This window comes from Campylobacter sp. MIT 99-7217 (assembly GCF_006864365.1).
Taxonomy (GTDB): domain Bacteria; phylum Campylobacterota; class Campylobacteria; order Campylobacterales; family Campylobacteraceae; genus Campylobacter_D.
In genome coordinates, this window is sequence record NZ_QHLJ01000001.1 from 211,959 (window position 1) to 226,888 (window position 14,930).

General features: G+C 32.6%; 14 protein-coding genes. 5 read left to right on the plus strand and 9 right to left on the minus strand.

All coding sequences use genetic code 11. The features are described from left to right. Positions 1-8: 8 nt before the first annotated feature. From DMB92_RS01150 to pheS, 9 genes are read right to left on the minus strand one after another with little or no spacing between them, the layout of a single operon-like run. Positions 9-1,283: a sensor histidine kinase gene (locus DMB92_RS01150; protein ID WP_142681207.1), complete on the minus strand. Its 1,275-nt coding sequence runs from the start codon at positions 1,281-1,283 to the stop codon at positions 9-11. Beyond that, complete coding sequence (locus DMB92_RS01155; RefSeq protein WP_142681348.1) at positions 1,277-1,945, minus strand: response regulator transcription factor; 669 nt, start codon at positions 1,943-1,945, stop codon at positions 1,277-1,279. The genes DMB92_RS01150 and DMB92_RS01155 overlap by 7 nt, the downstream gene beginning before the upstream one ends. After that, positions 1,932-3,515 carry a phosphoglycerate dehydrogenase gene (gene serA, locus DMB92_RS01160; RefSeq protein WP_142681208.1) on the minus strand — a complete coding sequence of 528 codons (1,584 nt, stop codon included), beginning with the start codon at positions 3,513-3,515 and terminating at the stop codon, positions 1,932-1,934. Before serA ends, DMB92_RS01155 begins: the two co-directional genes overlap by 14 nt. Next, a complete protein-coding gene (locus DMB92_RS01165; RefSeq protein ID WP_142681209.1) occupies positions 3,512-4,003 on the minus strand; it encodes a hypothetical protein in 492 nt (163 codons plus the stop codon). The genes serA and DMB92_RS01165 overlap by 4 nt, the downstream gene beginning before the upstream one ends. An 11-nt stretch (positions 4,004-4,014) precedes the next feature. Further along, positions 4,015-5,682 (minus strand): 30S ribosomal protein S1, encoded by a 1,668-nt coding sequence (locus DMB92_RS01170; RefSeq protein WP_142681210.1) that lies wholly within the window; start codon positions 5,680-5,682, stop codon positions 4,015-4,017. Between the two features lie 45 nt (positions 5,683-5,727). Continuing rightward, a complete protein-coding gene (locus DMB92_RS01175) occupies positions 5,728-6,576 on the minus strand; it encodes a 4-hydroxy-3-methylbut-2-enyl diphosphate reductase (protein ID WP_142681211.1) in 849 nt (282 codons plus the stop codon). Continuing rightward, positions 6,566-7,846 carry a 3-phosphoshikimate 1-carboxyvinyltransferase gene (gene aroA / locus DMB92_RS01180; RefSeq protein WP_142681212.1) on the minus strand — a complete coding sequence of 427 codons (1,281 nt, stop codon included), beginning with the start codon at positions 7,844-7,846 and terminating at the stop codon, positions 6,566-6,568. The genes DMB92_RS01175 and aroA overlap by 11 nt, the downstream gene beginning before the upstream one ends. Beyond that, positions 7,843-10,164 carry a phenylalanine--tRNA ligase subunit beta gene (gene pheT / locus DMB92_RS01185; RefSeq protein WP_142681213.1) on the minus strand — a complete coding sequence of 774 codons (2,322 nt, stop codon included), beginning with the start codon at positions 10,162-10,164 and terminating at the stop codon, positions 7,843-7,845. Before pheT ends, aroA begins: the two co-directional genes overlap by 4 nt. Continuing rightward, on the minus strand, positions 10,161-11,153 hold the full coding sequence (gene pheS, locus DMB92_RS01190) for a phenylalanine--tRNA ligase subunit alpha (RefSeq protein ID WP_142681214.1): 993 nt from the start codon (positions 11,151-11,153) through the stop codon (positions 10,161-10,163). The genes pheT and pheS overlap by 4 nt, the downstream gene beginning before the upstream one ends. A 113-nt stretch (positions 11,154-11,266) precedes the next feature. Here pheS and DMB92_RS01195 point away from each other — a divergent pair, with 113 nt between their 5' ends. The 5 genes from DMB92_RS01195 (at position 11,267) to DMB92_RS09470 (ending at position 14,886) form a co-directional block, all read left to right on the plus strand. Further along, positions 11,267-11,581 carry a histidine triad nucleotide-binding protein gene (locus tag DMB92_RS01195; protein WP_142681215.1) on the plus strand — a complete coding sequence of 105 codons (315 nt, stop codon included), beginning with the start codon at positions 11,267-11,269 and terminating at the stop codon, positions 11,579-11,581. A 168-nt stretch (positions 11,582-11,749) separates the two neighbouring features. After that, complete coding sequence (locus tag DMB92_RS01200) at positions 11,750-13,153, plus strand: sodium-dependent transporter (protein ID WP_142681216.1); 1,404 nt, start codon at positions 11,750-11,752, stop codon at positions 13,151-13,153. Beyond that, positions 13,154-14,137 (plus strand): DNA (cytosine-5-)-methyltransferase, encoded by a 984-nt coding sequence (gene dcm / locus DMB92_RS01205; protein ID WP_142681217.1) that lies wholly within the window; start codon positions 13,154-13,156, stop codon positions 14,135-14,137. Then, positions 14,130-14,582, plus strand: coding sequence for a hypothetical protein (locus DMB92_RS09465; protein WP_312845137.1), 453 nt, complete (start codon positions 14,130-14,132; stop codon positions 14,580-14,582). Before dcm ends, DMB92_RS09465 begins: the two co-directional genes overlap by 8 nt. After that, positions 14,554-14,886 (plus strand): hypothetical protein, encoded by a 333-nt coding sequence (locus tag DMB92_RS09470; RefSeq protein ID WP_312845138.1) that lies wholly within the window; start codon positions 14,554-14,556, stop codon positions 14,884-14,886. The genes DMB92_RS09465 and DMB92_RS09470 overlap by 29 nt, the downstream gene beginning before the upstream one ends. Positions 14,887-14,930 lie beyond the last annotated feature (44 nt).

Consider the following 14,930-nt stretch of genomic DNA (forward strand, 5'->3'; position numbering starts at 1 on the left):
TAAAACCTTTATGAATGAAATTTAAAACCAAAAATAGATCCTTGTGCATTGCTTTGAATTTGTAAATAAGTCTTATGTATGCTTAGGATCTTTTTGACTAAGAAAAGCCCTATACCTAGAGAATTTTCACTTTTTTCATCAATCTTATAAAATTTTTTAGTGATAAGTTTGATTTGATCTAAGGCTATACCTTTGCCAAAGTCTTGAACGCAAAGTTCTTGGTCTTTTATATGTAAAATAACTTCTTTTTGGCTATATTTTAAAGCATTTGAAAGTAAGTTAATGATCACTTGTTCGATAAGAAATATATCAGCTTTGATTTTTGTATTTTGCCCCTGTAAAATAACTCTTTCAAAACCCGGATTTTTGATGATTTTTTTGCCAAGTTCAAAAAGATCGAATTCTTGTAGATGAAGTGTTGTGGGATTAAATACGCTATTTAGTTTTTTAGTTAAAAAATCAAGTTTTTTGCTCTGTCTTGAAATTTTATCAAGGAGTTCTTGTTTTAAGTTTTCATCTTGATTTGGCTCTTTTAAAATCTCAATACTTAGATCAATGACGCTTAGAGGATTTTTAAGTTCATGGGAAATAGCTGAAATCACATTTTTAAGTTGAGCATTTTTCAGAGCTATTTTATTATGTTGTTTTTTATTTTTTAGGGCTTTTTTGAGAATTTTTTCCTTTGTTTTGTAAAGTTTTTGATGTAGTATATTAAACTCTTGAAATAAGGATTTTGGAAGATATATTGAGGATTTATCATCGATTTTATCAAGGAATTCAAGAATGATTTTAAAACTTTTATTAAGCTTTCTTTCTATAAAAAAGATAAGAAATAAAAAAAAGGCTATAAAAGATATGAAAATGATACCTAAAAACCACCAAAATGCGTTTAAATCGCTAAATTTAGGATAAACGATAATCATATATTTTATATCATCATACATAAAACTTTGAGCGAAAATTTTTTTTGAATTTAGGCTTGTGATCTTACCCTTTTCAATAGAGTGAATGTCATTAAGATCGATAAGCGAGCTTAAAATTTGATCTCTAGTTTGTATCCAAAAATCAGCTCTTGTATATTGTGCTAGTTCATGAACGCTTTTTTCATCAAGTTCTTTAAGTAAAGAAAAACGCAAAACATCATCAAGGCTTTTGATTTTTTGTTCATATTGTTTACTGAGTAAAAGCTCAAGTTGTAAATAGCTTATAGTAAAAAAAGCACATAAAAAGCATAAAATAAGAACGCAATACAAAAGGAAGAAAATTGTCTTTGTTTTTAGCATAGTTTATAGCCCACACCTCTTATGCTTAGTATATGGGTTTTGATTTGGGGAAGCTTATTTTTAAGTCTTGATAGAGCTATGTTAATGCTTTTATCGCTAGTAAGATCGTTTTGCCAAACATTTTCGCTTAAAAATTGGCGACTAAGAAGTGTATTTTGATTTTCAAAAAAACATTTTAAAAGCTCAAATTCTAGGTTTGAAAGTTTGATTTCTCGATCATCATGGAATAAATTTCTATTTTCAAGATCTAAGATAAAATTTTTGAAATTAAGCTTATCAAATACTCTTTGACTTCGTTTTAGCAAAGCTTTGATACGAACAAGCAGTTCATTAAATTTAAAGGGTTTGCAAATATAATCATCGCACCCACCTTCAAAGCCATCAAGTAAGTCCTCATGTAAGGTTTTTGCTGTGAGAAAAATAACAGGTTCTATAAAGCCTTTTTTTCTTAAAATCTTTAGTTTTTCAAGGCTATCACCACTAGGTAAATTTCTATCTATGAGCACAAGATCAAAGCTTTCTTTACTTAATAAATCCTCAATACCCACAAAATCAAAAAGCGTTACTATGTCATAAGTATTTGATCTAAGTTTTAAGGCTAGTAGTTGGCTTAAATCTTCATCATCTTCTATGATGAGAATACGAGCCTTAGAGTTCGACATACTCGACAAAAACACAAACTTCTAGCTTGTTTAGCTCTTCTATGATCTCTTTTTTGATATATGTATCAACCAAAACGACAGCTAAAGCAAAACCAAAACCATCTCGCCCTAAGCGAAAATCAGCTATATTGATATTTTTAGATGCTAAAAGTGAGGTAATTTTAGCAATAACTCCGGGAATATCTTTATTTTTAAAAATAATCATTTTGCCTTTTGGCTTAAAATCTGTTTTAAAGCCATTTATGCCCACTATCCTCTGCTCGTTATCATTAAATATAGTTCCTGAAATGCTGATATTAGAATTATTTGTAATGATTTTTACGCTTAATTTATTATTGTAGCCACTATTTGGTAAAACTTCACTTGAAAGCTCTATACCTTTTTCTTGAGCGACAAATTCAGCATTAACATAGTTGATTTTTTCGCCTAAAATTCTACCCAAAGCTCCAACTACTGCGAAAGTGAGCATGGATTTGGTATATTGTGCTATATCACCCTCAGCTTCTAGTTTTATACTTTTTATCTGTGTTTTATCCATTTGAACAGCTAAAAAAGCCATTTTGGATACAAGTTCGATATAAGGAGCGACGAAAGGAGGTAAATCCTCGGTTTTTATCGGTAAATTTAAAGCATTTGGATAAGAAATCCCTCTTGTAGCACTTAGGGCTTGCTCGCAAGCTTGAATAGCGATATTTCTTTGACTTTCAAGCGTATTAGCACCAAGATGAGCTGTAACGGAAACATTCTCAAAGTCTAAAAGTGGGTTATTTGTGGCTGGTTCTTTATCAAATACATCAATACCAAGCCAAGCAATTTTACCACTTTTTAAGCCCTCGCACAAAGCTTCTTCAGTGTATAAGCCACCTCTTGCGCAGTTTATCAAACGAATGCCATCTTTCATCTTTTGAAGCTCTTCTAAACCTATCATAGCGGTAGTTTCTTTAGTTTTTGGCGTATGAATGGTAATAAAATCACTTTGGACTAAAATTTCATCTAAGCTTGAGCTTACTTTCATATCTAAATCCGTGATTTTGGAGGCTGGAACATAAGGATCATAAGCTAAAATGTTCATTCCAAAGGCTTTAGCTCTGATAGCTACTCTTGAGCCTATATTTCCAAAGCCTATCACACCCAAGGTTTTACCCATAAGTTCAACACCATACCATTTTTCTCTTTCCCATTTTCGTTCTTGTTTAAGATGAGCACAGGCATTTGTAAAGCTTCTTGCTGCACAAAGTAAGTGTGCCATGGTAAGTTCAACAGCTGCGATAGTATTTGCCGTTGGGACATTCATCACGATAACGCCAAGTTTTGAAGCAGTGTTGATATCAACATTATCCACACCAACACCGGCACGAATAAGGGCTTTTAGCTTTTTAGCATGACTTAGAAATTTCTCATCAACATCAGTCGAACTTCTAGTAATCGCCACATCAACATTATCAAGCTTGGTTAATAGCTCGTCTTTAGGAAGCTTAGCCGCCTCGATAAGTTCGATATCATCAGCTTCTCTTAAAAGTTTCACGCCCTCATCTAAAATCGCATCGCAGACGATAATCTTTTTTTTCATAACCATATCTCCTTTACTTGAGTATTGATATTGTATTTTTTGAGTTCTTTTTGTATGCTTTCTAGTAGGGTTATATTATCGGTATCAAGGAAAATTTCTGTATTTTTATCTACATGAGTGAGATTATATTTTACAGAAAAAGCATTTAAGGTTTGCTTGAGGCAGAACAAAGAATAAAGATCATTTTTATCTACTATGAGCTGATAGAATTTACTCTTTGGCTCTAAACCACTTTTATCAACATGAAAGCTCATAGAATATCTTTGAGTAGCAGGGCTATAGTCCTTTGAACTCAGGCTTATAAATTTATCTTGCCACTGGGGCTTTCTTTGTGTATCTTCAAGACTAAGTTCCTTACTTTCATCGTATAGTCCCTGAGGCAAAATACCAACAGCACTTCCAAAGCCGATGATAAGATAAACAATCACGGCAACAAGTGCTAAAAACAATATAGCTAGAATGCCAAATAAGCTATATTTTTTAACCATATCTTTGCTTTTTATGAAAGCTGTTCTTTGATGATATCGCCTAAGGTTACTTTGTCGTTATTATTGATTTCATTTAAAACTTCGCGTTCTTTAATTTTATTTAAATTTTTTACACTTAGGCGAATTTTATTTTTTTTCTCATCAACAAAGGCAATTGCCGCTTCAATTTCGTCTTCAAGCTTTAATTCTTCTAATTCTTTAACACTAATATCTTCTTTATGAATAAGTGCATCAACGCCTGGTTCAAGCTCTACAAAAATACCAAAATCTTTTTTATCCTTTATCTTTGCCTTAACAATTTCTCCAATTTTATGATCTTTAATATAGTTTTGTACCGGACTTTGAGTAAGCTCTCTAAGACTTAGAGAAATTTTTTGATTTTCTGTGTCTATTTTGATGATTTTAACTTCTATTTCATCGCCTATTTTAAATAGTTCTTTACATTTAACATTTCTATCCCAAGAAGAATCCTCATTATGAAGTAAGCCTTCAACACCATCTATTTTTACAAAAGCACCAAAAACGGTAAGAGAGGTTATCTTTCCTTTGACTACATCACCAACCTTATGTTTTTTGATAAATTCGTCAAAAGGTTTTAATAAAAGATTTTTTAAAGAAACCCTTAAGCGTTTTTGTGATGGATTAATCTCAATCACTTCAACCTCAAGTTCTTGATTTTTGCTTATATATTCTTTTGGGTGTTTGATATTTTTATCCCAAGAAATTTCACTGATATGCAAAAAGCCCTCTATATCATTGCCTAAATCAACGAAAGCACCATATGGCTCAATGTTTGAAACAATGACCTTAATCGTATCTCCCACTTCTAAGCCATCTTTAATCTCATTCCAAGGATCAGGCATTGCAGCCTTGATAGATAGGGAAAGGTGTTTTTTATCTTTATCGTATTTAATCGCTTTAACAGCAACTTCATCGCCTTCTTTATATAAAGCACTAGGATTTACATGACCCTTATATGAAATTTCACTATAATGAACAAGCCCATCTACGCCACCAACATCAACAAACATACCATAACTTGTAATTTTTTTAATAGTCCCATTAATGGTTTCATCGCTTTGTAAAACATTATTGATGAGATCTTTTCGTTTTTTGCGTTCATCATCAACGATCTTTTTACGCGATACAACTATGCTTTGAGTGTCTTTATCTACCTTGATAATCTTTACTTTCAAGCTTTTATTTAGAGTGTTGCTATCTTTTGAAGAATACTGAGATTTTGGTAAGAAAAACTCAACAGCATTATCATCAACAACAACGAAACCACCTTTATTTTTTCCTATAATTTTTACTTCTATGACCTTTTCATCATCTTCATTATAGTTTTGGATAAATTCAAGAACCTTTTGTTTTCTTAAAGCCTTTTTATGGGATACTAAGGGTTTCCCCCCACGATAACCTATTATTGCAACTTCAAGCTTATCTCCTTCTTTGAATATAAGCTCTTCCTTATCATTTTGTAATTCGTTTATAGGCAAAATGCCTTCCGATTTTTCGCCTATATCCACATAAGCTTCATCATTTTTTATCGCTACTATAACACCTTGTACTACAGAACCTCTATCTTCTTTTTCATACTCGGCAAGTAGTTGTTCAAAATCTTCATTTTCCATGAGATCATCAAAATTTTCTTGAAGCTTTTTATTCCCCTCGTTCATCGTGGTCCTTCTGTATAAAATAAAATCGCTAAATTATATCCTAAATTAGCTTTGATTAGGATTAATCGAGCTTAATTTTTCAATTTTTGCAATCACTGCTTGTATAATCCAATCAGGAGTGCTTGCCCCAGCACTGATCCCACAATGCTTTTTGCCCTCAAACCAAGCTTTTTCAAGCTCATTTTCAGTTTCTATCAAGTAACTATCCTCGCAGTAGTTTTTGGAGATCAAAAAAAGTTGTTTGGTATTAGCTGAGTTTTTGCCACCCACGATGATCATCACATCACTTTTTTTAGAAAGCTCGGTAATGGCTTCTTGATTTTTAAAAGTTGCGTCACAAATGGTGTTAAAAACCCGCACTTCCTTAACTCTAAGCATGAGAAAATTAACAATTTGCATAAAGGCTTCAACCTTTTTTGTTGTTTGGCTAACAACAGCTATTTTGCTTGGTAGCTTAATGTTTTCAAGTTCGCTTTTATCAAGCACGACATAAGCTTTCGTGCTTACATAGCTTTTTACACCCTTAACTTCTGGGTGATTTTCATCGCCAAAAATCACAACCTCATAGCCCTCATTACTCATCTTTTCGCAAATTTGCTGAGGTTTGGTTACAAAGGGGCAGGTTGCATCAAAAATTTCAATATCTTTTTTCTTAAGCTTAGCCAAATCATCTTTTGTGATCCCATGTGTTCTTATGATAGCTTTTTTTTCATCTTTTAGTTCGTGTATGTTTTGTAAGGTTTTGACATTAAAACTGCTTTTAAGCCTTGAAATTTCCTCGTTATTGTGGATAAGAGGACCTATGGTCGCGGCATCTTTGATCTGCTCAGCTTTTTTAATCGCCCTTTTTACGCCAAAACAAAAGCCGTAATTCTTAGCTAGCTCAATAATCAATCTTAGCCCCCAAACCTAGTAATAAATCCTTAAAATTTGGAAAAGAGGTATTAATGCACTCACTCTCATCAATGCTCACCCCACAAAACAAGCCCAAAACTGCAAAACTCATCGCTATCCTGTGATCGCCATAGCTTTGAATCTGTGCAAATTTAGGCTTTCCACCTATAATCTCAAAGCCATCTTCAAGCTCCCTAGCTTCAATGCCGCATTTTTGTAAATTTGTAACCACAGCCTTGATCCTATCGCTTTCTTTTACGCGAAGTTCTTTGGCATTTTTTAAAACACTTTTTCCCTTAGCAAAGGCAAAAGCTATGGCAAGAGCAGGTGCTTCATCGATGAGCCAAGCGATATTTTCGCTTACACAAATGCCCTGAAGCTCGCTACTTTGGGCTGAAATTTCGCCAATTTGCTCAAAGCTGTTTTCATAAAATTTATACTCAATCTTTGCACCCATAGCTTGCAAAACCTTGTAAGCTTCGATACGAGTGGGATTTAGCAAGATATTTTTAAGCGTGATTTTTGAATTTGGCAAGATAAGAGCTGCTAAGATAAAATAAAATGCTGATGAGGGATCATTTGGAATGGTGATATCAAGGGGATCTAAAGCCTTTTTAAGAGGCGAAATTTCAAGACTTAAGCCATCTTGTGAGCTTTTTAACGGAGCATTCATCGCTTTAAGCATCAGTTCGCTATGGTTTCGGCTAAGACTTGGCTCTTTAAAATAGCAAGTTTTATCCGCATTAAAAGCAGCTAAGATCATCGCTGTTTTAACCTGAGCTGAGGCGATTTTGCTTTCATAATCAAAGCTTTTAAGCTTATTTGCCTGTATGCAAAGAGGAGCTAAATTTGCATTTTCCCTTCCATAAATTTGCGCACCTATTTGTTTTAGAGGCTCGCTAAGCCTTTTCATCGGGCGTTTGTTCAAGTACTCATCTCCACTTAAGACAAAAAAGCCCTCAAAACCGCTTAAAAAGCCCATCATTAAACGCATGGCAGTTCCTGAATTGCCACATTCTAAAACACAATCAGGCTCTTTGATCTTTAAAGGCGGAGTTATAGCAACTTCATCTTTATCGCACGTAACTTTTGCGCCTAAGTTTTCTATGATCTTAAGAGTATTTAGCGTATCTTGTGCTAAAAGATAGTTTTTTGCTTTGCTTTGTTTGTCGCTTAAAAGTGAAAATATCGCAAAGCGGTGGCTTATGCTTTTATCAGCTGCGATATTTTCTAAGGTAGCATGAAAAGAGCTTAAAGGTAGGATTTTCATCGCAAATTTAGCCCTAAATCTTTTTTCAAAGCATCTAAAATTTTTTGCATAGCCTCATTGATCTCACTATCTTCTAAAGTTTTTTCTAGGTTTTGAAATATAAAATTAATGCTGAGACTAAAATAATCACTTAAACTTTCATCACTATAAAGATCAGTTATCCTAAAACTTTGTAAATTTGGTATTTTAAGCTTAGTGATAAGTTCTTTTATAGGCTCATAACTTAGATTTTTTGGAACAAGTATGCTTAAATCCCTACTTATGCTTGGAAATTTTGAGTAAGGTTTTGCAACCTTTTCTTTAAATTTAAGCTTGTAAAGATTGATTTCACAAAGATAAGTTTTCGGTAGGTTTCTTTCTTTTTCTATTTTTAAGTGGACTCTTCCCACAAAACCTAAATTTACTCCATTTTGATAGATAAAAGCTTGTTCGTATGGACTTAAGAAATCCTCTTTGCTTTGCTTAAGTTCAAATTTGCCTATAATGCTTTGGATTTCAAATAAAAAGTCATAAAAATCTATAGTCTTTGGTTTGGCTTTGTTTGAAATTTTCGCTTCTTCTTTTAGTCCAGAATTTAAAAAGGCTATTTTATGAATTTCTTGTGTTTCGTAATTAAACACAGCTCCACTTTCAAAGAGTTTAACACTTTTTTTGCCATTACTAATGTTTAAATTTGCAGCGTTTAAAAGATGATTGATTAAAGTTGGACGCAAAGTATCAAGATCGGAGTTTAAAGGATTACTTAGCTTTAACTTGCTTGTACTAAAACCTAGTTTTACAAGCTCTTCTTTGCTGTCAAGTACATAATGCACACTTTCAAAATACCCAAGAGCAACAGCCCTTGATCTAAGCTTTTTAAGTTCTAAATATTCTTTATAGGTATCATTGATACGAGTTTGCTCCTTAAATTCTAAGGCTTTTGAAGCGATATTATCTATGCCCACTATACGCACAATTTCTTCGCATATATCATAAAGATTTTCTACATCACTTCTATGCATAGGCACTTTGACATTGATAAGATTTTCATCGACGATAAAAACTTCAAATTCTAAGCGTTTTAAGATACGAACAATATCGTTTTTATCTATATCCTTGCCGATAATTTTACTCACTTCGCTTGCAGTAATTTTGATTTCTTGTAAAGATTTTTGTAGCTGGATATGTTGAGAGCCTGTGTAGATGCTAATATTATCATATTTTGATATTTTATTGATGAGATAATTCATGCCTATATCAAGCTTAGGCTCACTTCCTCTAAAACTTCTATAAAAAATATTTTCATCAATCTTCTTATAGTGTGGTTTTGCTTGAGCAATGATTTTAGGTATGGTATAACTTGATTCTATAATAATAATTTGTGATTGATCAAGTTTAGAGCATTCTTCTTGATATATCCCAACTGTGTTTAAAAGCTTATCTTCATGATAAACCTTGCTTTCTCCATTTTTTTCTTTTGTGATTTTAAAGATAAGTTCTTCATCTTGATCTTTTTCAAGTGTCTTAAAGTCATAAGCATTAAAAATCACTCCGGTTGCATGTGTGGCATAGTTTAAAAAATTAATCACATCATTTTCGCCTAAATTTTCAATGGTAGCAAGTCTTAGTCTAAGAAGTAAGCTTGTTACGACAGGATTTTTAAATTCTATAATTCTATACTTAAACGAGCTGTTGAGTTCTTTATCAGCTGAAAGTCTAAGCATTCTTCCTATACCTTTTGAATTTTCAGGCTCAACGAAGTCTTTTCGTTTTTTCATATCTATATCATAGGCTGCTGATAAATCTCTTGCTATGCCATACACACTAAGGCAATCTCCACGATTTGGCGTAAGTTCAACCTCTATAAAATCATCATTGAAAAGTGGATAAGCATTCAAAGCCTTACCCGTTATGAGTTCTCCCATGCTATCATCTAAGATCATGATACCATCACATAGCTTTGCAAAACCAAGTTCAGTGCTAGAGCATATCATGCCAAAGCTTTCCACTCCTCTTAATTTTGTTTTTTTTATGCTTGTATCTCCAAGCTTTGCACCAACAAGAGCAACAGCTACAAATTGCCCCTCATCTACATTTTTTGCCCCACAAACGATTTGTAAATCTTCTTCGCCCACATCAACCTTGCAAATGCTAAGCTTATCTGAATTTTCATGTTTTATCTTTTCTTTGACAAAACCTACAACAACCTTATCAGGAACTTTTAAACTATGGGCTTTATCTACTTCTATACCTATAGAATTTAGTGTTTGAACTAAATCCTGTAAAGTTTTTTCGCTAATATCTATAAATTCACTCAGCCAAGTTCTTGTAATGATCATCTAAACTGCTCCAACAATCTTAAATCTCCCTCAAAAAGTGATCTTAAATCAGGAATTTGATGCTTTAACATTGCAAACCTTTCTACTCCAAGTCCAAATGCATATCCGCTGACATTGCTTAATCCAACAAATTTAAAGACATTTGGATCAACAACCCCACACCCTAAAACTTCAAGCCAACCTGTTTGTTTGCAGACTCTACAACCACAACCTTTACAAAAAATACAACTTATATCAACTTCAGCTGAGGGCTCTGTAAAAGGGAAAAAGCTCGGACGAAAACGCACTTTAACATCGCCAAAAAAATAACGCAAAAATTCCTCTAAAATATTTTTTAAATTTGCAAAGCTTACCCTTTGTCCCTCTTCAACAACAAGTCCTTCAACTTGATGAAACATAGGAGTATGAGTAAGATCAAAGTCTCTTCTAAAAACTGTTCCCGGAGTGATCATTCTAATGGGAGGTTTTTGAGTAAGCATAGTACGGATTTGAACAGGTGAAGTGTGTGTTCTTAAAAGCCTGCCATCATCAAAATAAAAAGTATCTTGCATATCTCTTGCTGGGTGGGATTTTGGTAAATTTAGGGCTTCAAAATTATGAAAATCATCTTCTATCAAAGGACCCTTTTCAACACTAAAATTTAGACTTACAAAGTATTCTATAATGAAATCCATGGTTTGCATGACAGGGTGTAAAGCTCCATTATTTAAACTTTCATCAAAGAAACTAAAATGCTGGGCATTTTCTTTCATTTTTTCATCAAAACCAGCTTTTTCAAGCTCTTTAAATTTATCTTCAAAGGCTTTGGTATAACTTTGTTTTTGCTCATTGAGTTTTGCAGCAAGGGTTTTTTTCTCTTCTCCTTGCAGGTCTTTTAGCTTAGCAAATTCAGCACTGAGTGTGCTTTTTTTACCTAAGATACTGATTTTGAGTTTTTCAAGTTCATCTAAATTCTTACAAGTTGTAATTTTTTTGAGTATGTTTTGCAAATCTTTTCCTTATTGGTATTTAAAAAGTTTATTTTAGCTTAACTTTGTTAAAAATATATAAAATTTAAGTTATAATTGTTAAAAATTTATCTTATGAAATTTAAGGAAAAATTATGGCTGAAGAAAAGACAATTTTTGAACTCATCATAGAGGGCAAAATCCCTTGTGATAAGGTCTTTGAAAGTGATGAATTTTTAGCTTTTAAAGATATTAATCCAAAAGCACCTATTCATATTCTCATCGTTCCAAAGGAGCATTTTAAAGATTTTAGCAAGATTCCTCCTGAACTTATGGCAAAGATGACAAGTTTTATCCATGAACTTTGTGCGTTTTTGGATATAAAGGAGTTTAAACTTCTTACAAATTGTGGAAAAAAGGCAGGTCAAGAGGTTTTTCATCTTCATTTTCATCTTCTAAGTGGCTTTTAAAAAGCCACAAGTTTATACAAACAAACATCTTTACAAAGTTTCAAAATAGAAAATTTGAGATTATTTTTTTATATTTAATCAAATATTCAAGCTTTTTTTGCTTAAATTTAATTTTTGATGAGAAAACTTATCTTAAAATAATTTTAAGTCATATAAAAGGATAAGGCTGTGAGTTCTAAATTTTCTAAAATAGGCTTTGTTTTAGCCGTGGCTGGTTCAGCTGTAGGGCTTGGCAATGCATGGAAGTTCCCTACCTTAGTGGGGCAAAATGGTGGTTCAGCCTTTGTGCTTTTGTATTTGATCTTAACTCTTGGCGTGGGTTTTGTTATCTTTTTAGCCGAGCTTAGTATAGGAAAACTTAGCGAAAAAGATCCTGTAAATGCTTATAAAAACCTAGCTCCATCGCATAAAAAGGCTTGGAGTATAGCTGGATTTTCTATCATTGGTGCTATTATGATCGTTTCTTTTTATAGCGTGGTGATTGGCTGGGTGGTGAAGTATTTTATCGATAGCTTTGGAATTTGGGGCTTTTTAGAAGGCTCTAATTCGCTTTTTTCTTTTAGAAATTTAACCAGCGATTTGGCTTTAAGTGAAGCAAATTTCACGCATTTTTTAAGCGAGGATATCTTAACGCAAATGCTTTGCTTTATTTTTGTGTTCTTTTTTATCTTTTTTGTGGTTTCAAAGGGCATAAAAGATGGCATTGAAAAGCTAAATGTCTGGATGATGCCCACACTTTTTATCTTGCTTGTTTTGTTGCTTATTTATGCTGCTTTTATACATGAGGGCTTTGTGGGCGCTCTTGAGTTTTTGTTTGTGCCTGATTTTTCAAAGCTTAGTGGAGATTCTGTTCTTATAGCACTTGGACTTGCTTTTTTTAGTCTTTCTTTGGGAGTTGGGACTATCATCACTTATTCTGCTTCCTTGCCCGATAGCACAAATTTCATCACAAGCACGCTTTGGATTATTTTCATTAACATTTTGATCGGTCTAATGATGGGACTTATCGTTTTTACCTTTATCTTTGCTTATGGTGGCGATCCAAGTGCTTCAGGACCGGGACTTATTTTTATATCTTTGGTTACACTTTTTGCAAAACTTGGAGTGGTGGGAAATGTCCTTGCATTAGCCTTTTTTATCTCGCTTTTTTTTGCAGGCGTAACCTCTGCTGTATCGATGATAGAGCCTTTTACCTTTTATCTTATCAACTCTTTTGGAATGAGTCGCAAAAAGGCCCTTGTTTATATCGGTATCGTTGTTTTCATACTCGGCACACTTTGCGTGCTTTCAAGTGCTAAGGCTACGAGTTTTACGCTCTTTGACAAAAGCTTTTTTGATGTACTTGACTTTACTTCCTCAAATCTCATCATGCCTTTAAGTGGAATTTGTGCTGCTATTTTTGTGGGTTTTGTGCTGAAAAAAGAAGCTTTGATCATACTTTTTAAACCTTTTATGAGTGGGATTTATTTTGAAATTTGGTATATTTTCTTGCGTTTTATTTCCCCTTTGGCTGTGGTTGTTGTGATGATTAATAATTTTTATCCCATCGAAAAAATGCTAGCTTGGTTTTAAATGAGTTTAAGTTTTATTGATTTTTGTAGTGGGATTGGTGGTGGGCGCTTAGCCCTTAGCTTAAATGGCTTTAACTGCCTTGGTTTTAGCGAGATTGATAAGGCTGCTATTAAAAGCTATGAGAGCTTTTTTGATACTAAAGATGAGCTGAAATTTGGAGATTTAACAAAGATTAGGGCTAAGCATTTACCTGATTTTGATTTGCTTATAAGTGGCTTTCCTTGTCAAAGCTTTAGTATAGTGGGCAAAAGAGAGGGTTTTGAAAATGAAGAAAAGGGACAAATTATTTTTTATTTAGCTGAAATTTTAAGGCAGAAAAAGCCTAAATTTTTAATTTTAGAAAATGTAAAGGGGCTTATAAATCATAATAAGGGACAAAGTTTAAGGGCTATTTTAGAGCTTTTGCAAAATTGTGGCTATAGTGTAGCTTATAAGCTTTTAAATAGCCTTGATTTTGGCTTAGCACAAAGCAGAGAAAGGGTTTATTTTGTAGGAATAAGAAAAGATTTAAATAAAAAATTTAGTTTTGAAAATACGAATTTTTTAGCTAAAAAATCTTCAGATCTTAGACATTTTTTAAGTCCAAATACTGAAAATATTTTTGATCAAAATTCATTAAATTATCAAACTTTTTTAAGCTATCTTAACAATAAGTATAATAAAAATAAATTTAAGCTTAAAGAGCTTTTGCAAAGGGATTTTTTAGTCCTTGATACAAGGCAAAGTGATTTAAGACTTTATGAGGGTAAAATCCCAACATTAAGGAGAGATAGACAGGGTTTATTTTATGTTTTTGATAAAGAACTTTACAAACTTAGTGCTATAGAAGCTCTTAAATTGCAAGGTTTTGATAAAATAGAAAATTTAACACAAAAGATTAAAACCCTTAAAACAAGTGATATTTTAAGGCAGTGCGGTAATGCTATGAGCGTAAATGTCGTTGAAGATATTGCAAGAAATTTAAAAAGGACTTTCTATGGATAAGATAGAACTTGGTTCAAAAACAGCAAAAAATGGCTTTAAAAATGAAATTTTTGTCATTGAAACTTTTAATAATTGGCAAAGCGAAAATTTAGCACAAGAATGGCTAAAAGCTATGGCTTATAATTTGAATGAGATTGAAAGGGTAGAAGCACAGAAAATTAAGGGAAGCTTTAAGGCTGATATTCAAGTAGTTATTAATGTATCAATAAAGCTTAAAAAACTTCAAGATGTGCAAAATATACAAGTAAAGCTTGTTTCAAATTTGCAAGGTTTTAATCAAATTGATAAAAGATATTTACAATCCTATGAAAAATTATGGAATATTCCTAGTGATGTTTTAAAAATTTTGCAATATTTTGTTGGCGAAAAAGCACCAAAAATAAATAATCCCAAAGATGAAAGAAGAATGTTTTTTGATGAGTTTGAAAAAAGAGGAGCAAGATAAAATTTTGCATTTTTTCAGTGAAAATAAAAGCCTTATTTTAAACGATATTTTAAAAGGTAGAGGGCAATTTGCTAGTGAGTGGTTTTTAGTGATTTTAAGGCTTAAGAATTTAGAAAATATAAAATGGATTTTAAAGCCTATTAACGAGGTAATTAATTTTTATGATGGCGAAGTTATTTTTACTCAAAATGGAAATTTAAAAATAGGCAGAGTAACTATGCAAAGAAAGGGCGGAGATAATGGTAGGAAAAGTGCTACCATGTTACAATTTAAAATTAATCCTTGCGAGTTATTTAAGGATTAAAATTTAACTTAAATGTTTTTTATTAAGATAAAAAGTAAGGTAAA